General features: G+C 58.7%; 17 protein-coding genes. 8 read left to right on the forward strand and 9 right to left on the reverse strand.

From position 1 onward, the window contains the following. The first annotated feature begins 35 nt into the window (after nucleotides 1–35). The 6 genes from ALO43_RS11865 (at nucleotide 36) to etfB (ending at nucleotide 7743) form a co-directional block, all read left to right on the forward strand. Nucleotides 36–1013, forward strand: coding sequence for a dipeptidase (locus tag ALO43_RS11865; protein WP_005896291.1), 978 nt, complete (start codon nucleotides 36–38; stop codon nucleotides 1011–1013). Between the two features lie 84 nt (nucleotides 1014–1097). Then, entirely contained in the window at nucleotides 1098–1628 is a 531-nt protein-coding gene (locus ALO43_RS11870; RefSeq protein WP_053931806.1) for a DUF5943 domain-containing protein, read from the forward strand. Between the two features lie 15 nt (nucleotides 1629–1643). Further along, on the forward strand, nucleotides 1644–3704 hold the full coding sequence (gene dgcA, locus ALO43_RS11875) for a dimethylglycine demethylation protein DgcA (RefSeq protein ID WP_054997549.1): 2061 nt from the start codon (nucleotides 1644–1646) through the stop codon (nucleotides 3702–3704). A gap of 61 nt (nucleotides 3705–3765) precedes the next feature. Beyond that, a complete protein-coding gene (gene dgcB / locus ALO43_RS11880; protein ID WP_053931807.1) occupies nucleotides 3766–5727 on the forward strand; it encodes a dimethylglycine demethylation protein DgcB in 1962 nt (653 codons plus the stop codon). Further along, the gene (gene etfA, locus ALO43_RS11885; protein WP_054997550.1) at nucleotides 5727–6947 is read left to right on the forward strand and encodes an electron transfer flavoprotein subunit alpha; all 1221 of its coding nucleotides are present in this window, start codon (nucleotides 5727–5729) and stop codon (nucleotides 6945–6947) included. The genes dgcB and etfA overlap by 1 nt, the downstream gene beginning before the upstream one ends. Then, nucleotides 6937–7743 carry an electron transfer flavoprotein subunit beta gene (gene etfB, locus ALO43_RS11890; RefSeq protein ID WP_005896301.1) on the forward strand — a complete coding sequence of 269 codons (807 nt, stop codon included), beginning with the start codon at nucleotides 6937–6939 and terminating at the stop codon, nucleotides 7741–7743. The genes etfA and etfB overlap by 11 nt, the downstream gene beginning before the upstream one ends. 786 nt (nucleotides 7744–8529) lie before the next feature. Here etfB and ALO43_RS11895 read toward each other — a convergent pair. Together ALO43_RS11895 and gbcA are read right to left on the reverse strand one after the other, a co-directional pair. Next, nucleotides 8530–10263, reverse strand: coding sequence for a fibronectin type III domain-containing protein (locus ALO43_RS11895; RefSeq protein WP_024690420.1), 1734 nt, complete (start codon nucleotides 10261–10263; stop codon nucleotides 8530–8532). Nucleotides 10264–10483: 220 nt separating this feature from the next. Continuing rightward, complete coding sequence (gene gbcA, locus ALO43_RS11900; protein ID WP_005896305.1) at nucleotides 10484–11782, reverse strand: glycine-betaine demethylase subunit GbcA; 1299 nt, start codon at nucleotides 11780–11782, stop codon at nucleotides 10484–10486. 308 nt (nucleotides 11783–12090) lie between these two features. Here gbcA and gbcB point away from each other — a divergent pair, with 308 nt between their 5' ends. Then, nucleotides 12091–13191 (forward strand): glycine-betaine demethylase subunit GbcB, encoded by a 1101-nt coding sequence (gbcB, locus tag ALO43_RS11905; RefSeq protein ID WP_005896307.1) that lies wholly within the window; start codon nucleotides 12091–12093, stop codon nucleotides 13189–13191. A gap of 194 nt (nucleotides 13192–13385) precedes the next feature. On the opposite strand, the gene ALO43_RS11910 is transcribed toward gbcB, so the two are convergent. Beyond that, nucleotides 13386–13652 (reverse strand): hypothetical protein, encoded by a 267-nt coding sequence (locus tag ALO43_RS11910; RefSeq protein WP_005896312.1) that lies wholly within the window; start codon nucleotides 13650–13652, stop codon nucleotides 13386–13388. Between the two features lie 122 nt (nucleotides 13653–13774). After that, on the reverse strand, nucleotides 13775–14005 hold the full coding sequence (locus ALO43_RS11915; protein WP_054997551.1) for a DUF6124 family protein: 231 nt from the start codon (nucleotides 14003–14005) through the stop codon (nucleotides 13775–13777). Between the two features lie 378 nt (nucleotides 14006–14383). Here ALO43_RS11915 and ALO43_RS11920 point away from each other — a divergent pair, with 378 nt between their 5' ends. Further along, complete coding sequence (locus ALO43_RS11920; protein WP_005896317.1) at nucleotides 14384–15220, forward strand: 23S rRNA (adenine(2030)-N(6))-methyltransferase RlmJ; 837 nt, start codon at nucleotides 14384–14386, stop codon at nucleotides 15218–15220. 259 nt (nucleotides 15221–15479) lie between these two features. Here the strand turns inward: ALO43_RS11920 and msrA are convergent, their stop codons facing one another. The 5 genes from msrA to ALO43_RS11945 form a co-directional block, all read right to left on the reverse strand. Then, nucleotides 15480–16127, reverse strand: a complete 648-nt coding sequence (msrA, locus tag ALO43_RS11925) for a peptide-methionine (S)-S-oxide reductase MsrA (RefSeq protein ID WP_024670425.1) — start codon at nucleotides 16125–16127, stop codon at nucleotides 15480–15482. Nucleotides 16128–16273: 146 nt separating this feature from the next. Beyond that, on the reverse strand, nucleotides 16274–18967 hold the full coding sequence (locus ALO43_RS11930) for a sensor domain-containing phosphodiesterase (protein ID WP_054997552.1): 2694 nt from the start codon (nucleotides 18965–18967) through the stop codon (nucleotides 16274–16276). 215 nt (nucleotides 18968–19182) lie between these two features. Beyond that, entirely contained in the window at nucleotides 19183–20628 is a 1446-nt protein-coding gene (gene mdtD, locus ALO43_RS11935; RefSeq protein ID WP_024670423.1) for a multidrug transporter subunit MdtD, read from the reverse strand. Nucleotides 20629–20637: 9 nt separating this feature from the next. After that, on the reverse strand, nucleotides 20638–21963 hold the full coding sequence (locus ALO43_RS11940; RefSeq protein WP_024670422.1) for a TldD/PmbA family protein: 1326 nt from the start codon (nucleotides 21961–21963) through the stop codon (nucleotides 20638–20640). Beyond that, a complete protein-coding gene (locus ALO43_RS11945) occupies nucleotides 21963–23405 on the reverse strand; it encodes a TldD/PmbA family protein (protein ID WP_054997553.1) in 1443 nt (480 codons plus the stop codon). Before ALO43_RS11945 ends, ALO43_RS11940 begins: the two co-directional genes overlap by 1 nt. Nucleotides 23406–23471: the final 66 nt, after the last annotated feature.

Consider the following 23471-nt stretch of genomic DNA (forward strand, 5'->3'; position numbering starts at 1 on the left):
TTCGGTGCGCCGGAACCAAAAAAGGGGACAGCCTGATGAGCCCAGCCGAACTGCACGCCGACAGCATCGTCATTGACGGGCTGATCATCGCCAAGTGGAATCGCGAGCTGTTTGAAGACATGCGCAAGGGCGGCCTGACCATGGCCAATTGCACGGTGTCGGTATGGGAAGGCTTTCAGGCCACCATCAACAGTATCTGTACCAGCCAGAAGCTGATGCGCGAGAACAGCGACCTGGTGATGCCCGTGCACACCACCGCCGACATTCGCAAGGCCAAGGAACTGGGCAAGACCGGCATCCTTTTCGGTTTCCAGAACGCGCATGCCTACGAGGACCAGATCGGTTACGTCGAGATCTTCAAGCAGCTCGGCGTCGGTATCGTACAGATGTGCTACAACACGCAGAACCTGGTCGGCACCGGTTGCTACGAGCGTGACGGCGGGCTGTCGGGTTTCGGGCGTGAAATCGTCACCGAAATGAACCGCGTCGGGGTGATGTGCGACCTGTCTCACGTCGGCTCGAAAACCTCGGAAGAGGTCATTCTCGAATCCAAAAAACCGGTGTGCTACTCCCATTGCCTGCCTTCCGGCCTCAAGGAACACCCGCGCAACAAATCCGATGCCGAGCTGAAGTTCATCGCCGACCACGGCGGCTTTGTCGGCGTGACCATGTTCGCGCCGTTTCTGGCCAAGGGCATCGAGTCGACCATCGACGATTATGCCGAAGCCATCGAATACGTGATGAACATCGTGGGCGAAGACGCCATCGGTATCGGCACCGATTTCACACAGGGGCACGGTCAGGACTTTTTTGAATATCTGACCCACGACAAGGGCTATGCCCGCCGCCTCACCAGCTTCGGCAAGATCATCAACCCGCTTGGCATTCGTACCGTGGGCGAGTTTCCCAACCTGACCGAGACCTTGCTCAAGCGCGGCCATTCCGAGCGCGTGGTGCGCAAGATCATGGGTGAGAACTGGGTCAACGTTCTGGCCGATGTCTGGGGCGAGTAACCCGCCAGCCATACCTTATTGAATTGAACGCCCGCGGCCCTGACGGCGGTGGGTGTAACCCGAATCATCTGGAGTTTGTCCCCCATGGCTAAAATCGCCCCGCAACTGCCCATCGAAGTCGACAGCGAAACAGGCGTCTGGACCTCCGATGCGTTGCCGATGCTCTACGTGCCCCGTCACTTTTTCGTCAACAACCACATAGGGATCGAGGAAGTACTGGGCGCTGATGCCTACGCCGATATTCTCTACAAGGCCGGTTACAAATCCGCTTGGCACTGGTGTGAGAAAGAGGCTGAATGCCACGGTCTGCAAGGCGTTGCGGTGTTCGAACACTACATGAAGCGCCTGTCACAGCGTGGCTGGGGCCTGTTCAGTATTGAAGACATCGATATCGAGAAAGGCACAGCCAGCGTCAAGCTTGAGCACTCCTGCTTCGTTTACGTCTATGGCAAGGTCGGGCGCAAGGTCGATTACATGTTCACCGGCTGGTTCGCCGGTGCGATGGACCAGATTCTCGCCGCCAGTGGCAGTTCGATCCGTACCGTTGCCGAGCAGGTGTACGGCGGCTCCGAAGATGGTCACGACGACGGGCTGTTTGTCGTCAAGCCGCTGTAAATCGAGGATCGGGTTATGGCTTTCGAAGCGATGTTCCAGCCGATCCAGATCGGCAAACTGACGATCCGCAACCGTGTGCTCAGCACCGCGCACGCCGAGGTCTATGCCACTGATGGCGGGATGACCACAGACCGCTACGTGAAGTACTACGAAGAAAAGGCCAAGGGCGGCATTGGTCTGGCGATTTGCGGCGGCTCGTCCAGCGTAGCCATCGACAGCCCGCAGGGCTGGTGGAAGTCGGTCAATCTGGCGACCGACAGGATCATCCCGCACTTCCAGAACCTCGCCGACGCCATGCACAAGCACGGCGCCAAGATCATGATCCAGATTACCCACATGGGCCGACGCTCGCGCTGGGACGGTGATCACTGGCCGACCCTGCTGTCGCCCTCGGGCATCCGTGAGCCGGTACACCGGGCGACCTGCAAGACCATCGAGCCAGAAGAAATCTGGCGGGTGATCGGCAACTACGCCAGCGCTGCGGCCCGCGCCAAGGCCGGCGGGCTCGACGGTGTCGAGCTGTCAGCCGTACACCAGCACATGATCGACCAGTTCTGGAGCCCGCGCGTCAACAAGCGTACCGATGAATGGGGCGGCAGTTTCGAGAACCGCATGCGCTTCGGCCTGGAGGTCATCAAGGCAGTGCGCAAGGAAGTCGGCCCCGACTTTTGCGTCGGGCTGCGCCTCTGCGGCGACGAGTTTCACCCCGATGGCCTGAGCCATGAAGACATGAAACAGATCGCCAAATATTACGACGACACCGGCATGATCGATTTCATCGGTGTAGTGGGCTCGGGGTGCGACACCCACAACACACTGGCCAACGTCATTCCGAACATGAGTTACCCGCCTGAGCCATTCCTGCATCTGGCGGCCGGGATCAAGGAAGTGGTCAAGGCCCCTGTCCTGCACGCGCAAAACATCAAGGACCCGAATCAGGCGACGAGGATTCTGGAAGGTGGCTATGTCGACATGGTCGGCATGACCCGCGCGCACATCGCCGACCCGCACCTGATCGCCAAGATCAAGATGGGGCAGATCGACCAGATCAAACAGTGCGTGGGCGCCAACTATTGCATCGACCGCCAGTATCAGGGCCTCGATGTGCTCTGTATCCAGAACGCCGCCACGTCCCGCGAATACATGGGCGTGCCGCACATTATCGAAAAATCCACCGGGCCGAAGCGCAAGGTCGTGGTAGTCGGTGCCGGTCCGGCCGGGATGGAAGCGGCGCGGGTATCCGCCGAGCGCGGCCATGACGTGACGCTGTTCGAGAAGAAGGACTTCATCGGCGGGCAGATCACCACTGCATCCAAGGCACCGCAACGTGATCAGATCGCCGGTATCACGCGCTGGTTTCAGCTGGAGCTGGCGCGCCTGAAAGTGGACCTGCGTCTTGGTACTGCGGCCGATGCAGCAACCATCCTCGACCTGCGCCCGGACATCGTGGTGCTGGCGGTGGGCGGCCATCCGTTTCTGGAACAGAACGAACACTGGGGCGCTGCCGAGGGCCTGATAGTCAGCAGCTGGGACGTGCTGGACGGCAAGGTCGCGCTAGGCAAGAACGTGCTGGTCTACGACACCATCTGCGAGTTCACCGGCATGTCGGTGGCTGACTTCCTGGCCGACAAGGGCTGCCAGGTCGAGATTGTTACCGATGACATCAAGCCGGGTGTGGCGATCGGCGGTACGTCGTTCCCGACCTACTACCGCAGCATGTACCCCAAGGAAGTGATCATGACCGGCGACATGATGCTGGAAAAGGTCTACCGCGAGGGCGACAAGCTGGTTGCCGTGCTGGAAAACGAATACACCGGCGCCAAGGAAGAGCGAGTTGTCGATCAGGTGGTTGTGGAGAACGGCGTGCGTCCGGACGAAGCGATCTATTACGCGCTCAAGGAAGGCTCGCGCAACAAGGGCCAGATTGATATCGACGCGCTGTTCGCCATTCAGCCACAACCTTCGTTGAGCGAGCCGGGTGATGGTTACCTGCTGTTCCGTATCGGCGACTGTGTAGCGCAGCGCAACACACATGCGGCGATCTATGACGGCCTGCGGCTGTGCAAGGATTTCTGAAGCCGTCTGTCTTTGGTTCTGGCCGCAGACCTGCAAGATCGCCTGGTCCTTGGAGCTTTAGATGCTAGACATTCTTCTTCCCATCCTGCTGTTCAGCGCCCTGGCCCTCGCGGTACTGGGCGCCTTGCGCAGGGCCGGCATGTGGCGCAATGGACGATCTTCGAAAGTCGACGTGCTTGGCGGGTTACTGGCCATGCCCAAGCGCTACATGGTTGACTTGCACCACGTAGTCGCGCGCGACAAGTACATCGCCAATACCCACGTGGCCACGGCGGGCGGGGCGGTCGCATCCATTGTGCTGGCTATTTTGGTGCATGGTTTCGGCCTGCACAACCGTGTGCTCGGTTACGCGCTGTTGTTGATGACGGCGGTGATGTTTGTCGGCGCAGTTTTTGTCTATCGTCGTCGCCTCAACCCGCCTGCGCGCCTGTCGAAAGGGCCGTGGATGCGACTGCCGAAAAGCTTGATGGCGTTCTCTGCAAGCTTCTTTCTGGTCACTCTGCCAGTGGCAGGCATTCTTCCCGAGCATTTCGGCGGCTGGGTGCTGGTCGTGATTCTCGGACTGGGCGTGTTGTGGGGCGTGAGCGAACTTTTTTTCGGCATGACCTGGGGCGGGCCGATGAAGCACGCCTTCGCCGGAGCCCTGCACTTGGCCTGGCATCGCCGCCCTGAGCGTTTCGGCGGCGGACGCTCCACCGGTCTGAAACCGCTCGACCTGAACGATCGTACTGCGCCGCTGGGCGTCGAGAAGCCCGAAGACTTCACCTGGAATCAGCTGTTGGGCTTTGACGCCTGTGTGCAGTGCGGCAAATGTGAAGCAGCGTGCCCGGCGTTTGCTGCAGGCCAGCCGCTGAACCCCAAGAAACTGATTCAAGACATGGTCGTCGGCCTTGCCGGCGGCACCGACGCAAAATTCGCCGGTAGCCCGTACCCATCGCTGGATGGCCAGGGCAAGCCGCTCGGTAAACATGGTGGCAACCCGCATCAGCCTATCGTCAACGGGCTGGTGGATGCCGAGACGCTGTGGTCCTGCACGACCTGCCGCGCATGTGTCGAAGAGTGCCCGATGATGATCGAGCATGTTGATGCCATCGTCGACATGCGCCGTTACCTGACCCTCGAAAAAGGCGCAACCCCGAACAAGGGCGCCGAAGTACTGGATAACCTGATCGCCACCGATAACCCCGGCGGTTTCGCACCGGGCGGGCGTATGAACTGGGCGGCGGATCTGAACCTGAACCTGCTCAGCGACAGAAAGACCGTGGACGTGTTGTTCTGGGTTGGCGATGGCGCGTTCGACATGCGCAATCAACGCACGCTGCGTGCTTTTGTCAAAGTTCTCAAAGCCGCCAAGGTGGATTTCGCCGTGCTGGGCCTTGAAGAGCGCGATAGCGGGGATGTGGCACGGCGTCTGGGCGATGAGGCGACTTTTCAGATGCTTGCCCGCCGCAACATTCAGACCCTGGCCAGCTACAGCTTCAAACGCATCGTCACCTGCGACCCGCACAGTTTTCATGTACTGAAAAACGAATACGGCGCGTTTGGCGGCGACTACCAGGTGCAGCACCACAGCACGTTCATGGCCGAACTGGTACAGAGCGGCGTACTGAATCTGAATCAGCACAAAGGCGCCAGCGTCACGTATCACGACCCGTGTTATCTGGGCCGCTATAACGGCGAATACGAGGCGCCGCGTGAAGTGCTGCGTGCGCTGGGTATCGAGGTCAGAGAGATGCAGCGTTCCGGCTTTCGTTCTCGCTGCTGCGGTGGTGGTGGCGGCGCGCCTATTACCGACATCCCAGGCAAACAGCGGATTCCCGACATGCGCATGGACGACATCCGCGAAACTGCGGCTGAAGTGGTCGCAGTAGGTTGTCCACAATGCACGGCCATGCTCGAAGGCGTTGTCGAACCTCGACCGTTGATCAAGGACATCGCCGAGCTGGTGGCTGATGCGCTGATCGAAGAAGTTATCCCCAGCCCGGCTGTTCCCGCGAAACGTGAACCTGCGGAGGTGCACTGATGAGCGACATAATCCGCCGCGATCCTCGTGCCGAATGGATCGCCCGCAACCGCCTGCACCCGCTGCATGCGGCCATGCAGCCTGCACAAAGCAGCTGGATGGGACCCAACGGTCTGATGCGCAAGAACGTGCATGGTTTGGGTTTTATCGGCCCCAATGGCATCAAGCGTATCGATCGTAGTGGCGCGCAGCAGGGCGGCACGAGCAAGCGCTCGATGGCGTCCGACGTCCAGCTGCCGCTGCATGTGGTCGCTGCGCCAGCGTTCTATATCAACGTTGTTCCTGACATGGTGGGCGGTCGCTTGAGCAGCCATGATCGAGACCTGCTAGGGCTTGCGCGTCAGCTGGCAGGTGCCGAAGGCGCGGTACTGGCAGTGGTGTTTGATGAGCATAAAGAGACTGCGTTTGATACCGCGGGCGTGGACCGTGTCTTGATGCTTGAGGGTAATGAGTTCAGCGGTTATTCCCCTGAACAGCGCTTGCACGGACTGCGTGCTGTGGATAACCAGTTCAGCCCCCATCATTGGTTATTCCCTGACAGCCGTACGGGTGGAGGCGAACTCGGACGGCGCTTCGCAGCCAGCCTCGGCGAGCGCCCTGCGACGCGGGTGTGGCAGGTCAAGGATGGCCAGTGCATAAGTCGCGCAGGGGCAGGGCGTGAAGATCTGGTTCGCGCTGTGCCGCGCTTGATTCTGGCCACGGCCGAATGCGCCGAGCCTGTCAGCGAAACTCGACACGAAGCATCGCCTGTCGAATTATCCACAGGTGTGGCGCGCAGTCTTTCGCGCATAGAGGACCTGGGGGCCGTTGCCGTCGATCCTGCAGTTATCCCCATGGCTGAAGCCGAATTCATTTTGTCTGGCGGCAATGGCGTCCAGGATTGGGATCTTTTCCATCGTGCCGCTGCGGCTCTGGGCGCAACTGAAGGTGCTTCACGGGTGGCGGTGGACGATGGCTTCATGGGGCGCGAGCGTCAGGTGGGTGCCAGTGGAACCTGGGTCACGGCGCGGGTTTATATGGCTGTGGGTATCTCTGGCGCAATTCAGCACCTGCAAGGTATCGGCGCCTGCGACAAGGTGATTGCGATCAACCTGGATGCGGGCTGCGACATGATCAAGCGCGCTGATCTTTCGATAATCGGTGAGAGCGCAGAGATCCTTACGGCGTTGATCGCAGCGGTCGACGCCTGGCGCAACGGGGAGAAGCGTGATGCGGCTTGATAAACAAAAAGCATCTGTGGATAAGCCTGCCCTGCACATTATCAGCCTTGTTTCCGTAGGTGCTCACCCGACCTCAGGCCGTGCACGCCGTGCCGATCAGGACGCGCGAGCAGTGGAGCTTGGTTTGCAACTGGCTGGGGATAACTTGCAGGTGTTGCATGCCGGCGATCCCCAGGAGCCTGTCTTGCGAGCCTATCTGGGGATGGGCTTGAATGAGCTGCACGTTCTGGAGCAGCCGCAAGGTGCGGATGCGATGCCAGCGTTGGCCGCTCATATTAGTGACTCTGCTGCACAGATCGTGTTGACCGGCAGTCAGGCTGAAACAGGCGAGGGTTCGGGCATGTTGCCGTTTCTGCTGGCTGAGCATCTTGGATGGCCACTGGTAACAGGGTTGGTGGACATTGAGTCGCTGCAGGGCGGCACCGCATTTGTCCTTCAGGCTTTGCCTCGCGGCCAGCGCCGTCGCCTGAAACTACGCCTGCCATTCGTCGCCACTGTGGATAACTCAGCCCCCAGCCCCCGGCAGAGCGCCTATGGGCCTGCACAACGCGGTGTGTTTGATATCGACGAAGTTGCAGCAGTCGCCGATGAGTTATTCACAGCCCAATCCTTGCAATCTGCCAAACCGCGACCCAAACGTCTGAAAGTGATCAAGGCCAAGAGCGGCGCAGAGCGCATGAAGGCTGCCACCGCCAAGGCCAGTGGCGGCGGCGGGCAAGTGTTGAAAGGCGTGACCCCTGAGGAGGGAGCCGCCGCAATCCTGAAGCTGTTGGTGGACGAGGGGGTTGTGAGATAAAACTGGCCACCTCTGGTGGTTGAGATCAGTACAGAACTTGATACGACGCAAAGTCCTGAAAGAAATTCTGGGCGGGTAGCTGTCGTCCAGATACTGGCAAAACTGCCAAGTTTGCCCTGCAGCATCCTCGTGCACGTACTTACACACAATCCCTGTGTGTGCGCCTGTGGGTAAAGTGTTTGCAGATTGCTGAAGCACTTGTAACGCGGGGCTTGCAGGTAAGTGTTTGAAAAATGATCAATTAAAGCCTTGGTTTCACTGACGCTGCCTGTGTACAACATCATACAGCTGCCAGCCGAACCTGCCTGTTGTGCACAATCTCTGTTGGCGTCTCTGTGGATAAGTTGTTCGTGAATGTCTGCTAGCCTCTGAATTCGGGCTCTCCAGAGCTTTGTATAAAAAATAATCAATCACGCTCGGATTAATACACGAGATGTGAATGCCGTATCTGATTCAACGGTAGCGAAGTTTTCCACAAGGTCGGTGCCATTTAATCAAGGTTATGCCCAGAGTCTGTTGGCGCTTCTGTGGATAAGTTGTTGGCGCTTGGCTGCAGCCCTTCAGGTACGCGGGTATTGGTCCTCTGATCAAAAAACACACAGCGGTGTTGGGCTATTCTTGATTAGTGCAGAATTTTACAAGTTCGTTGTCGACTGAGTGTTTGTTACCTGACGACCGCGCCATCTGTGGATAAATGGCTTGCTCATTCGGGCGGGCTTTTGGTCACCGCGGAGCGGAGCCCGCTCCGCGGTGATGGCGCGTGCAGGCGCCGAGTAAGCTATCGTTCTATAGACCTGCTGGCCCCAGCAGCAGCCACAAAGATTCCGAGCCAGGAATATCGGGTGCCCACTGTGGGATTGAGGTATGGGGCTGACGGCACTTATACGTAAAACTGTGATGGTTCACTTCTTGATTCAGCGCGTAGGCGATACCTGCTTTCCAGTCTTCAATACCGTTGCCGTCCTCAGGTGTGGTACTGACGTGCAGAGGTTCGCTTTCTCTGGATAAACCGCCCTCTACATCCCGGGCTCCGATGCTGTAACTAATGGCTGTATTGGGCGTCAGTCCGGTGTCGGTATAATGGGTATCTGGCGGGTAAACCCTGAATTCCTGATTACGATTTCGGAAAACCCGATAATAGGCGATGAGATGAGGTCCGGTAGAGGCTTTCCAAGCGAGCGTGACACTGCTTGAGGTAACTTCGATCTCTCTAAAATTGCCGGGTGTAGATGGCGGTTGTTCGTGAAACATGTATACCTTCAGCACTTGGGACAAGTCCGACGTGTTCCCTTCAATGTCAGTTGCGCTGATCCGATAGTCGTATATAGCGCCAGGCGAAACAGCTGTATCGATAAAAGGCGGCGCCGTTGTAGTACCTACAGGTCTGCCGTCCCGGAATAAATTATAGATGCGCACCGGGTGTGCACCTTCAGAGAGCCGCCATATCAGTGTTACCGAGTTCTCTGTCTGCCCCGACAATGTAAGGTCAGCAGGTATTGACGGTTTCCCTGGCACAGGCGTCTCACCACTGGTGAGATAACCATAGCGTTTCACGAACTCCCAATCGTATTCCTTGCCGTGCTTGTCCTTACCGGCATCCCAGTTGACCGACCATGTCATCAGGCCGCGAATCGGGCTGCCAGCGTCTGCCAGTTCCTGCAGTGCGCCTTTGACGTCCTGTGGGTCAACCGCATAACCAGTAGCGGCACCATCATTATTGCTGGGCAGCCCGATCACCAGCCTGTCTGCCGGAATTGATGCGTAACCCCGTGTGCCGTGGATCAGGCTATCGGTCAGGTAATAAAGAAATGCTTTCTTTTGAGTGTCGTTGTTTTGAGTAACCCATAGGTTCAACTCATCGACCCATATGCCATCGCCGCCCTGGTTGTAGTACTGAGGCGCGATAAAGTCGTACAGGTCTTCCAGGGCGTTGATGTAGGCGAGGTAGGAACCCGCTGCTCTCAGGTATGGAAACTCCGGCGCCATACTGATAATGAAGTGCTTTCCTTCTGCCTCGTAATGTTTACGCACCAGTCGCAGCGCCGCCGGTAATACGGTACGGTTATCTGCGAATGTAATGGCGGCCTGCTCAAGATCAATATCCAGCCCGTCAAAACCATAGATTTCAACCAGCCGAATGATTTCATAGACCAGCGCCTGTTCCTGGCCTGCATGCAGCTCGATATGAGCATCCGCTCCACCCAGTGAAATCAGTACCGCACGGCCTTGCGCATTCAGTGTTGCCACTTGGGCGCGAAACTCGTCATCACTGAGGTTATAAGGCTTGAAGGTAGGAATGCCGGCACCCTTCATGAAGGCCACTGCCACGACGTTATAAGCCTCGGGGATATCTGTCAGTTGCATCTCTTTGAAAAGGCCCTGCTTGTACCCCTGACCGGGTTCGGAAGGCCAGTTATGCCAGAAACCCATGAGGATATTTTTTCCTCGTATATCCGTCATGGCCGAGGCTGCGTCGGTTTTTGTATTTTTATATTGATTGACGATTTTCGGGTTGAGCATGGTCCGTGTCTCCGTCCGTTGGATTGACTTCAACTGGAGTGGACCACGAAGGGGTTTTTCACGTAACTGTCAGAAATGACGGTATCGACGCAAGGGCAGTTGTGCCGAGGATTGCCGACTTGAGAGGGGGGCCTGAGGGGTTGGCAAACCCACTTCAGGAGTGAAGTGAGTTTGCGCTGGCATCGATGAATTAAAGCGCCGCGTCAGCGGGGTTAACGCCCTATTCGTGATTTACCGCCACACCTTTCAAATACGCTGCTGGCTCGGCCCCGAGGTTTTCCAGCATGCGCGAGCTGTACCAGTCTACGAAATTGACCACGCCGAACTCGTAGGTTTTCGAGTAAGGGCCTGGCTGGTAGGCGGAGGAATTGATGCCACGCTGGTTCTCTTCGGCCAGGCGACGGTCCTGATCATTGGTGGCGTCCCAGACCTGGCGCATGCGCTCCACGTCGTAATCCACACCCTCGACCGCATCCTTGTGGACAATCCACTTGGTGCTGACCATGGTTTCCTGTGCGCTGATGGGCCACACGGTGAACACGATGATGTGATCGCCCATGCAGTGATTCCAGGAGTGCGGCAGGTGCAGGATGCGCATCGAGCCCAGTTCCGGGTTCTGGATGCGGCCCATCAGTTTCTTGCAGCCGACCTTGCCGTCCAGAGTCATCGAGACAGTGCCCTTGAGCAACGGCATGCGCACTATGCGGTTGCGCAGCCCGAAGCTGGCGTGAGCGTAGGGGATCTTCTCTGCATCCCAGGCAGCGGCGGATGCGGCGACATGGTCCTTGAACGCCTGATCTGCACGCGGGTCTGTGACGTCGTCCCATTCCAGCAGGGTTTTCAGCAGCTCGGGATGAGAGCCGCTGCAGTGATAGCACTCGCGGTTGTTCTCCAGAACCAGCTTCCAGTTGGCTTTTTCCATCAAGGTGGTCTGCACCGCCACCTTGGTGTTTTCCATGTCGTAGGGTTCCATGTAGTGGCGCAGGGTCGACAGGAACTCGTCAATGGCCGGCGGATTCTCCGCCAGACTGATGAAAATGTAACCGCCTGCGGTCTTCACATGGACGGGCTTGAGGCCGAACTGCTTCATGTCGAAGTCGTCGCCCATTTCGGTGCCAGCATAAAGCAGGCGTCCGTCCAGCTCGTAGGTCCATTGATGGTAGTGGCAAACCAGCTTGGCGACCTTGCCTTTTTCGGCGGTACACAGGCGCGAGCCGCGATGGCGACACACGTTATGAAACGCGTTGACCGCGCCGTCCGGGCCGCGCACCACGAGGATCGGGTTCTTGCCGATCTGCAATGTCAGGTAGTTGCCCTTGGTCGGGATTTCGCAGGTCATCCCTGCGATCAGCCACTCTTTATGAAAGATTTCCTGCATATCGATTTCAAACAGCCTTTCATCACTGTAGAAAGGCTGCGGCAGCGAGTAAGTGCGCTCGCGATTCTGCAGCATCTCGGCAGTGGCCTTGCGTGCAGGTTCCAGCGGATCGCCCAGGCTCAAGGTTGCGGTGACGTCCATCGTTAAATCCCTCATGACCGCGTCATGGGCGGCCTGCGAATGTGGCTGATACGGTTGTGGGCGCGTTGCACGCAAGACAATAAATCAGTCGTTCATGCCGATAATCCCTGTTGGCGAGTGTGGAGCGGGGCGCTTGGCGAACCATATCCATGGGCGACATGGCCGCATCCGTTCCCGACGCGACAGCCCTTGTACACCGGGGCTGGTCGCGGTAAGTACGTGAATGTCGTTGATAGGTAAATGGTCGTCTCGCGCGTTACGCAGAATCCGCACTATGAGAGGCCGACAGTCGGCCGTGGAGATCACGTATGTCCCAAAGTTTCCTGAGCCCGGTTACCACCCAGACATGGGCCAACGGGCGCCACCTGGTACGAGTCGTCAAAGTCATCCAGGAAACCTGGGACGTTCGCACTTTCTGCTTCATGGCCGATCAGCCGATCATGTTCTTTTTCAAGCCTGGGCAATTCGTGACCCTGGAGCTGGAGATCGACGGTCTGCCGATCATGCGCTCGTACACCATCTCAAGTTCTCCCTCGGTGCCCTACAGCTTTTCGATTACCGTCAAGCGCGTGCCTGGTGGCAGGGTTTCCAATTACCTGCACGACACGTTGAGCGAAGGGCAGGAGCTGGCAGTGCATGGCCCGGTCGGGTTGTTCAATGCCATCGATTTCCCGAACCCGAAAATCCTCTACCTCAGTGGCGGTGTGGGCATTACGCCGGTCATGTCGATGGCACGCTGGTTCTATGACACCAACGCCAACGTCGACATGGTGTTCGTGCACAGCGCCCGCTCGCCCAAGGACATCATCTACCATCGCGAGCTGGAGCACATGGCGTCGCGGATCGACAACTTCAGCCTGCATCTGGTCTGCGAAAAGCACGGGCTGGGCGATCCGTGGGCGGGCTATCGCGGTTACCTGAATCAGAAAATGCTTGAACTGATGGCGCCGGACTTCATGGAGCGCGAAGTGTTCTGCTGCGGGCCGACGCCCTACATGACAGCGGTCAAGCGCCTGTTGCTGGAAAATGGCTTCAACATGGCGCAATACCATGAAGAATCCTTCGGCGCGACACCCGCCGAAGCCCGTGCCGATGCCGTCGAACAGGCAGAAATCGCCGCCGACGCGCCCGATATCGACGCGGCTGACCTGCACCAGGTCGAGTTCACCGAGACCGGTAAAAGCATCCGCGTTGGACCGGGAGAAACCGTACACGCAGCCGCAGCCAAACTCGGCCTGATGATCCCCAAGGCCTGCGGCATGGGCATCTGCGGAACGTGCAAGGTCATGAAAACAAGTGGCGAAGTGGAGATGGAACACAACGGCGGCATTACCGATGAAGATGTTGCAGAGGGCTACATCCTGTCCTGCTGCAGCGTGCCGAAGGGTGATGTGCGGATTGAGTATTGAGCACGCCTGAAACTATGTGACGCAAAGCGTCACAAGTTTTCGCCGCGACGCTAACAGGGGCAATGGCTTTTTATCTCAGCCGTTGACACGAATCATCGGTAATCAGACTGAAACGCTCGAGTGCCTTCTCAACAAGCCCCGACTCATGCTGAATCAAGATCACGATCTTATTGATCAGCTCGTAATCAACGAGCTCATGATCCACTGTGGCTCTGCTTATAAGCCGCCAGCGCAGGCAGCAACTGCTGGTCGATGGCCTGGCGGACGGCGGGGAGGAGGGTTGCGCTGCCGGTCAGGAGTTGCTCTATCAGACGTCGAAGGGCCTTCGCGCGTTCTGCGTTGAGGCCGCATACGGCGTGTGCGCAGGCTTGTTCGGCCGTGGCGCCGCTGGGCGTTTCGAATCCTAATGCTCTCAGCTGGCCGAGCAGGTCTTCCTGGTCTATCAAGTCCGCGTGCATCATGGCGTCTGTTCCTTTGATCGGGCTGTTTCCGATTCTGGTAGGACAGCTGGCTGCGAGCAACCCTTGCAGGGTGCGGATGGCAGGATTGACTACAGGTGCGTCGTTTTCAGTTCAGATTGTGGTCATTCGGTTTGCAGGTTTTCTATCGTGTTGTCGACCATGACCTTTGCCATGTCCACCAGGTGCATGATCGTGAGCGTCATGTCTCGCTGTGCGCCGCTCATGCTGTCGCTGAATTTGTAGGCGCTGGTTGCGGCGCAGCGCAGCAGGTCACTGGCATATAGAAGGGCATCTTCGTGGCTGACCTTTGGGCGGGCGCTGAAGAAGGGCGGGTCGGGGACGATTTTTAGCATGTGAGACTCCTAATCAATAATCAGTAGGTCGTCACTTCGGCTACTAATCGAAGGTGGCGGCCGCACGCAGGTAGTAGCCCGGTGATTAGGAACCGGTGCATCCGGAGACGCCCCACGCACGGCCACCATAAAGATGCAGCCCGTAAACAAGCGCCTTGCACAAGGTGGCGCATTGCGCCTAATCACACCGAGGGCTACTAATCCTCATCGCTGATATGCAGCGACGGGCGCAGAGTAGTGATCGAAATGGGCAGGCACAAGGGGCTGGGAGTTTCTCGGAAATTTCCTTCAAGTGATACAGACGAGTCCCGCAAATTCGTTACAAATTCTTGTTCGCGGCTCAGGTTTGCTAAACTGCGCGGCCTGCCAGGAGCTGCCATGAATTACCGTCACGCCTACCACGCCGGCAACCACGCCGACGTGTTCAAACACCTTACTCTGACTCGCCTGATCGCCCTCATGGCGCGCAAGGAGCAGCCGTTCGCCTATCTCGACACCCATGCCGGGCTCGGGCTGTACGACCTAAAAGGTGATCAGGCCTCTCGCACCGGCGAGTGGCTCGAAGGCATTGGTCGTCTGTGGGATACCCCGGACTTGCCAGCGCTGACGGCTGATTACCTGCAAGTGCTGCATGACATGAACCCTGATGGCGAGTTGCGATACTACCCCGGCTCGCCGGAGCTGGCCCGCCGCCTGACTCGCGAGCGCGAGCGGGTGTTGCTCAATGAAAAACACCCTGAAGACGGGCGCCTGCTCAAGGAAAACATGAAGGGCGACCGCCGCGTCGCGGTGCATCTGGGAGAGGGCTGGCACGTGCCACGCGCACTGCTGCCCGTCGCTGAAAAGCGTGCCGTGATGCTGATCGACCCGCCGTTCGAGCAACTGGATGAAATGAAACGTTGCGCAGTGGCGCTTAAGGAAACCATCGGGCGCATGCGCCAGACGGTCGCCGCCATCTGGTACCCGATCAAAGACCCGCGCCTGCTGCGACGTTTCTATCAGGACCTGGCAGAAACCGGCGCGCCCAAATTGCTGCGCGTCGAGCTGTATGTCCATCCGCTGGACACCCCGGCGAGTCTCAACGGTTCAGGTCTGGCTATCGCCAACCCGCCGTGGGGCCTTGAAGAAGAGCTGCGCGAACTGATGCCTTACCTGGCCGACAAACTGGGCCAGACTCAGGGCGGCTGGAAGATGGACTGGTTGATCGCCGAGTAAGCGAGCGTAAGTTCGCGCAGGATTGCGCGGTCAAGGGCGGACGCAAAGCTTCCAGGCCTGCATACCCACGCGGAGCACGGGCACGATAGAGGTCGGTTTGGAAGCTCATCGTGTAGGGATAGCCTCAGAAGTAGCCCGGGGCCTATCGTTCCTCACGCTCCAGCGCGGGGATGCCTTTCGTGACGCTTTGCGTAACAAGCCCCACTGCAGGCGTCAGGCAGGACGCAGGATGACGGAGGTTTGAGCCCCCGTCGGTCCCTCAGGCAGGCAGACAAACCCCTGTGCCGCCCAGGCCGCAATAGCCTTGCGTGTTCTTGGCCAGGTACTGCTGGTGATACGCCTCGGCGAAGTACACTGTCGGCGCTTCTTCGATTTCAGTGGTGATCCCGCCCAGACCTGCCTTGCTCAGTTCCGCCTGAAACGCTTCGGCGCTGGCTTTGGCTGCGGCGAGCTGTTCAGGCCGCGTGCAATAGATGACCGAACGGTACTGCGTGCCGATGTCATTGCCCTGACGCATGCCCTGAGTCGGGTTATGGGCTTCCCAGAACACCTTGAGCAACGATTCGTAGCTGATCTTCTCAGGCTCGTAAACGACTAGTACCACTTCGGTGTGCCCGGTCAGGCCTGAGCAGACTTCTTCGTAGGTCGGGTTAGGCGTGAACCCACCCGCGTAACCGACAACGGTGCTGACAACACCTTCCTGTTGCCACAGGCGACGTTCTGCACCCCAGAAGCAGCCCATGCCGAAAATAGCGAATTCTACGTTGCTCGAGAATGGCCCCAGCAGCGGGTTACCGTTGACGAAGTGATCTTCCGGAAGCGCCATCGGTGTTTCACGACCTGGGAGAGCTTGTTCGGCGGTAGGCAATACGTTTTTGTTCACAAGAATTTCCGAGCGCAGAGTCATGAACCATATCCTCTCGTTGTGAGACGGCAGCAGGTAACAGGACGGGTTAATACAATGACATAGGTCCCGTTACACGCAGAAACAAGGGCTGCCGTGTAATAACAGAGCAACAGTGTGCCCGAGAGAGCAGGGTGCAGGGAAGGTGCTCAGGCCGATGGGCGACGGGTGTAGCGCTTCAGCTTCTCGACCAGCTCTTCGCCGGGAATGGGCCTGTCGAACAGATAACCCTGACCGACATCACAGCGATGGCGACGCAAAAACGCCAGCTGGGCGGCGGTTTCGATGCCTTCGGCAACCACTTTGAGCTTGAGGTTGTGCGCCATGGCGATGACTGCCGAGGTGATCTCCATGTCGTCTTCATCATCCGGAATATCGCGGATGAAACTGCGATCGATCTTGATCACGTCGATGGGGAATTTTTTCAGATAGCTGAAAGAGGAATAGCCTGTTCCGAAGTCATCCATCGCCAGTGAAAGGCCAAGCTTCTTCAGCGAGTCGAGTTGCTGACGCGTGTCTTCTGTGGCTTCCAGCAGCAGGCCTTCGGTCAGTTCCAGTTCCAGCAACGACGGGTCAAGCTCTTCCTCTTTGAGGATCGAGGCAATCGATGACACCAGCTCGGGATCGGAAAACTGTTTCGGCGATACGTTGATCGCCACCTGAAGGTGCCCAAAACCCGCTGCGGTAAGGTCTTTGCTCATGCGGCACGACTGGCGCGCGACCCATTTGCCAATGGGGATAATCAAACCGGTCTCTTCGGCAACGCTGATGAACTGGTCCGGTCGGATCATGCCTTTTTCGGGATGGTTCCAGCGCAGCAGCGCTTCCATGCCCAGCAGGCGGCCGGTCAGGAGGCAGAGTTTGGGTTGATAGAACACTTCCAGTTCGTTCTGGGTCAATGCGCGGCGCAGGTTGTTCTCGACGAAAAGCTTGTAGCTGGCCTCGGCATTCAGCGCTTCTGTGAACACCTGAACCTGATGCTTGCCATTGGCTTTGGCCTTGTGCAGGGCCAGACCGGCATTTTTCATCAGGGTCTGCGGATCACGACCGTGAATCGGCGCGCAGGCCAGGCCTACCGAGCCGGTGACGCTGATCAACTGGTTGTCGACAAACATCGGTTTGTCCAGAGTGGCCAGGACCTGGCTGGCGATGGCCTGCCCGGCCTCTTGATCGGTGTCGTCCAGCAACACGGCAAATTCGTTGCTGGCGAAGCGTGCCAGCACATCCGAAGAGCTCAACGTGTTGCGCAGGCGGCGTGCCAGGCTGATCAGCAGTTTGTCGCCGGTCTGGTGACCCAGGCTGTCGTTGATGCGCTTGAAGTTGTCGATGTCGACCAGCAACAGGCTCATGGGCGTGTCGGTGTCGCGGGCAAAGCGCTCATCCAGATTGCGAATGAACGCCGGACGGTTGCCCAGGTTGGTCAGGTTGTCGGTGTAGGCCAGGCGCTCGATGCGCTGCTGGGCCAACTTGCTCTGGGTGATGTCCTCGTAGATACCGATGTAGTGCGTCAGCTCACGATTGTCGCCATACACCTTGGAAATCGACAACTGCCCCCAGTAGGGTTCGAGGTTCTTGCGTCGGCTTTTGAATTCGCCCTGCCAGCTATTGCTGTTGGTAAGGCTGGAGTTGGCTTCCAGCAGCAGCTGGTTGAGATTTTCCAGCGCCGGCAGTTCCGAGAGCTTGCGCCCGGAGACCTCGTCGGAACTGTACTGGGTGATCGCCGTGAAGCTCGGGTTGACGTACTCGACCACCCCATTGCAGTTGACCAGCAGAAACGCGTTGGCGCTTTGTTCGACCGCGCGCTGGAACAGGTGCAATGCAATGGTCGCGGCGCGCCGATTGTGATTGTTGATGACCTGGGCAAACTGGTCGGCCAGTTCGCCGGCGAAGGCAATCTCGTCGGACTGCCAGTCGCGCGTCGCGCCGGTCTGTTCAAGACACAGCACACCCACGACCTGCCCGTCGATACGAATACTTGCATCCAGGACCGCCCGGGTTTCACCTGGCCTGAGGCTTTCTGCCATCTCGCGGGTGCGCGGGTCTTTCTGGATGTCGCTGGCGTCGATTGCGCGGCTGGTGTTCAGCGCCTGCAAGTAAGTGGGGTAAGGGCTGATGTCGATCGGTGAGAGGGTTTGATAGTTGCCGCTTTCCCGGTGGTAGTCGGTGATCGGCTCCAGGCGCTTTTCGTTGAGGTTCCAGATACTGGCATGGTCGAGATCATAGATATCGCAGGCACTTCTGGTGATCAGTTCTGCCGCTTCCAGCATCGTGTTGGCGGTGGTGTAGCGGTGGCGCGTGAGGCGCAGGATCAGGTCCTGCTGAGCACGTACGCGTTCCAGGTGGGCAAACTGGTCACGCTGGGCACGCTGGTTGAGTTCCAGCGCAATCTGCAGCCTGAGGTTGCGGGTTTCGAGATCGGAGTCTGTGGCTTGCTCGTTGTCTACGACAAGCCCCTCGACGATCAGAAAGTAGCCCCGCAGAAGATGCCGGTTGTGCTGCCTGTAGCCTTCGCCGATTTCCAGCAGGCCAAGCGGCCCCTTAGGGCTGTGCAGGGTGTAGCGGATCAGGTAATTCGGAGAAGAGGCCAGTTGCAGCTGTATGTCATCGTGAAGTTGATAACGTGCTTCCGGCTCCATGAGACTGGCATAAGGGGATCCAATCAGAGCGCAAAGGTCAACCGCGGGCAGCCCTAACTGCTTTTCACAGTTTGGATCGAGAAACAGCAGCGCCCAATTGGCTTCATTAAGCCTCTCGAAACGCAGCATGCCCAGGCGAGAAGGCACTGGCAATTGCGTCACTACCTCGGCTGCGGATCTACCGGCAGCATCGGTTTGGCTTTTCATGAACAAACTCGCTTCCAGAATACTAGTCGCGACGGGCGTAAACCCGCTTTTCGCGTACGGCAAGGTTGCATCATGCGGCCCATGCTTACAAGAGACCACGGTGGCTTAGTGCTATAAATGTGTCGGCCGATTGTCCCGGTTCTGCAATGTATCTGGTCAGTTACTTAAAATACCCTGTTTTTTCAGGTTAAAGCCCCTGTTTTCAGCTATATGGGTCAGTTTTCTTTCACCTCATCGTTGAGCGTTGCGGCCTTGCCGGAGCGTATTTCTGCGGCCTTGACGGGCAGTTGAAGGAAAATCCCGGCCGCGAACATCGCCAGCACTCCGACGCTCAGAAACGTCATTTGAAAGGCTCCCAGCATACTGCTGACTTCGCCGGTGGCTACTTCTTCACTGAAACCGCCCAGCAATGCTGCAGCGCTGGCAACTCCAAGGCTCAGCGACAGCTGCGCGACCACTGAAAGCAGGCTGTTGCCGCTCGCGGCGCTGGCGTCGTCGAGGTCGATCAGCGTCACAGTATTCATCGCCGTGAACTGCAACGAATTCACCGCGCCGAGCAGCGCCAGTTGTATCAGCAGCACCCAATAAGGGGTCTCCATGTCCACCAGCGCAAGGCTGGCCAGCAGGATCCCCAGCAGCAGTGTATTGCCGGTAAGAATGTGTCGATAACCCAGGTGTTCGATCAGCCAGCGCGCCACCGTCTTGGCGAACATGCCTGCGGCGGCCAGCGGCAGCATGCTCATGCCCGCCTGAGAAGGTGAATAGCCAAGCGCCACTTGCAGCAACAACGGCACCAGGAACGGCAGGGCGCCGCTGCCGAGGCGAGCAAACAGGTTGCCCATGATGCCTACTGCGAAGGTCCGGGTGCGGAACAACGAAGGCGCGAACAGCGGCGACTCGATATGCCCGGCGCGTAGCCAATATGCTGCCAGGCAACCCATCCCGGCAAACAGCAGCAGTACCACACGCATGTGCGGCAGGTGCAATTCGCCCAGGCCTTCCAAAGCGATGGTGATCAGCACCATCGCCGCGCCGAAGAGGGTGAACCCGATGCCGTCAAAGTGCGTGCGGCCACCTCCCGCAAGGTCAGGAATGAAGTGCTTGACCGCGTAGCAACCTAAAAGCCCGACCGGAATATTGATCAGGAAGATCCAGTGCCAGCTCAGGTACTCGACCATCCAGCCGCCCAGTGTCGGGCCCAGTAATGGCCCGAGCAAGCCGGGCACGGTGATGAAGCCCATGATCCGCACCAGTTCCGAGCGGGGGTAGGCGCGCAGTACGATCAGCCGCCCGATGGGCACCATCAGTGCGCCCCCCAACCCCTGAATCACGCGTGCTGCCACCAGTACGTCGAGGGACCAGGACAGCGCGCACAGCAGTGAGCCGAAGCTGAACAGCAGAATGGCGCTGAAAAAAATGCGTTTGATTCCGAACCGGTCAGCGATCCAGCCTGACGCCGGAATCAACAGCGCAATGGTCAGCATGTAGGCAATCACCACCGACTGCATGCGCAGCGGGTCTTCTGCCAACGAGCGGGCCATGGACGGCAGCGCAGTATTGAGGATCGTGCCGTCCAGGCTTTGCATGAAGAACGCGATGGCAATGACCCACGGCATCCAGCGCAGGGTCTTTTCGTCCATGATCGGCGCTGAGTTCTGCATAGGCTCCTTTTACAGCGTAAGAGTAAGTTGGCTGATCAGCGCGCCCGGCAAGTGGGTGGAACCGGTCTGGCGCTGACTGTAGGTGCTCGATTGCAGGATCAGCTCCCGCTCTCGAGTCAGGTCCTCCAGCGCACTGCCCAGCAGGCTGTAGGCGCTGTCATCGAAGCGCATGGTGCTGACCGGCGCAACGATCCTTCCGTCTTCGACCCAGAACGTTGCAAAACGTGTCATGCCAGTCAGGCGTGCCGCCGCGCGGTCCGAGAAGTTCAAGTACCACAGGTTGCTGATGTAAAGACCTGTCCCGAGCTTTTCAAGCACCTGGTCCATCTCCAGCGAACCGCCCGCCATCTCCAGCGCGCTCGGCCCTTCACCGTAATCGGCGCCATTGGCCGGCAGGTCATATTCGGCAGCGCTGCTTGAGTCCACCAATCGCTCACGGGCCTGCCCGTCGACGATCAGGGCGAGGTCCTTGCGCGGATAACCTTCTCTCGAAAAGGCTGGCGAGAATGAGCCGCTGACGTGCTCGTCGATGCTCACCAGCGGGCTGAACCGGGTATCCCCGTCATACAGACGCTGCAGCGGGCTGCGTTTACTGGCCAGCGCCTGGGCGGAAAACCCGCCCCAAGTGAGCATGCTGATCACTTCATCGACCGCCGCAGGGGCCAGATAGGCTCGGTATTGGCCAGGTGCAAGGGTGTGCAGCGGGCGCCCGAGAAACTCCAGTTGCTCACGTGCCTGCTCGAAACGCCGGGCAAAGGCCTCGCTGTTCCAGTCGTGACCGGCATAGTTTGCCTTTACCGCCTGGCCGTTCTCGTGAAACAGGCTCCAGTCGAAATTGAAGCTGTTGGCCTGATGCCAGCCCAGCGCTCCCCAGGAACTTGCAAAACCGCGGTACAGCGGCCCCGCAGCGTAGAAACCCACCAGGTCCAGACCACTCGACAACGCGCAGATCTGTGCAACGACCTGGGCGCTGTCCGGCAGCGGCGCGTCTTGTACATTACCGGTTCGCCAAGCCTCGGTATTGGGCAGCAGATACGGGTCCTCTGACAACGATGGCAGCGTTTCGCGCAGTTGCTGCAAAGCGTCGGTCAGGCGTTGGGTGTCTGTCTCGGCGTCGCCGGAAAGCGTCAGCTCCAGATTGGCGTGGCGGCCGCTGTCGATCAGTTTGAAGACGGCGACCGCCTGCTGAACCTGCCCGGCCTGACGTACCTGGCCGTGATTGAAGCGAATGAAATCCGACACCTCGGCGTCGTACGCCAGGGTGAACTGTTCGGTGGGGTTGATGGCCGATTTGAGCGCGGCGACCAGTGTTTCGAATTGCTGTTGGTGCGTCATCAGGCAGCCCCTCCAAATACATCGACATCGGCAAACACACAGGCCGGAGACGCATGGCCGACACAGATCGCCTGATTGGGTTCGCCCTTGCCGCAGTTGGGCGTGCCCAGAACCTTGAAGGTGCTGGCGTCGCCCACGGCGCTGAGGCTTTTCCAGAACTGCGCGGATATCGCCCGGTAGTTAGGGTTCTTCACCACGCCTTTCAATTCACCATTTTCAATCAACTGGCCCCATTCGCAGCCGAACTGGAATTTATTGCGTGCATCGTCGATGGACCAGGAACGGTTACTCGACATCAGGATGCCGTGTTCGATGTTGCCGATGAGGTCGTTCATGGACCGGTCGCCCGGTTCGATGTTCAGGTTGGCCATGCGATCGATCGGTGCGCGATTCCAGTTGCAGGCGCGGCTGTTGGCGACACCTTGCATGGCGCTGCGGTGTTGCGACAGCGCGCCGCCGAGCGGGCGTTGCAGCACGCCTTCGCGAATCAGAAACTGCTTGCTCGCTGGCGTGCCGTCATCATCGTGCGCGTAACTTGCCAACTGCTCGGGAATGTCCGGGTCGAACGTGACGTTCAACAGACTGGAGCCGTACTGCAGCGTGCCGAAATCCGACATTTTCACGAAGCTGGTGCCTGCGTAGTTACGTTCGTCGCCGAGAATCCGGTCCAGCTCCAGCGGGTGACCGATTGCCTCGTGAATCTGCAGCACCATCTGGTCCGGCATCAACAGCAGGTCGCGCGGGCCGGATGGCGTATTGGGCGCAAGAATCAGTTGCAAGGCCTGATCGGCGACGCTGGCAGCGGAGCCGATCAGCCCGCAACTGCTCAACACTTCAAGACCGCCCTGTTGACCAAAATTATGGCCGCCCAGCGTACGGGTCTGGCTGTCATGTCCGTTGTACGCCGTCACGCTCATGCCGGGGAAAACAAAGCGTTGCGCCTGACGAAGCTCGGCGCCCGCAGTGTTCAAATAGAACTGCTCGACAGTTTCCAGCCCCAGAATGGCCTGCCAGTTGACCAGCCGCTCGTCCTTCGGAACTGCGCTGGATTCGGCCATCAGCAGGCCGATACAGTCGCTCAGCGGCGGGAAGGCCTGATCCATGTTCGGTGACAGATAGTCAGCCCTGGCGGTTGAAACGGCCTGCTCGCTCAGGTCCAGCAGCGCATGCGGTGCCAGCCGGCGCGCCAGTGCCTCGGCCTGTTGCAGGGCGGCCTGCAAACCAGCCCGTGACGTATCGTTGGTAGCAGCGTAGGCCTCGACGCCGTTCAGGCGCACGGTCAGCATGGCGCCTTCGTCGCTGGTCAGTGACGGTGGTTCGGCCACGTTTTTACGCACGCACAAATGCTGGCCTGTGCGCCTTACATAACGTAACGAAAAGAATTGCGCTTCACTCTGCAGAGCAGCGAAGTGCTGCTTGAGCCGGGCGGAGAAATCGAACATGCAGACAAGCTCCTTCTTGAGGGCGGTCGGTGAAGTCCGTACGGCGTCTTGAGCCGATTGCCTTTC

It is taken from the genome of Pseudomonas tremae, from assembly GCF_001401155.1.
GTDB classification, from domain to species: domain Bacteria; phylum Pseudomonadota; class Gammaproteobacteria; order Pseudomonadales; family Pseudomonadaceae; genus Aquipseudomonas; species Aquipseudomonas tremae.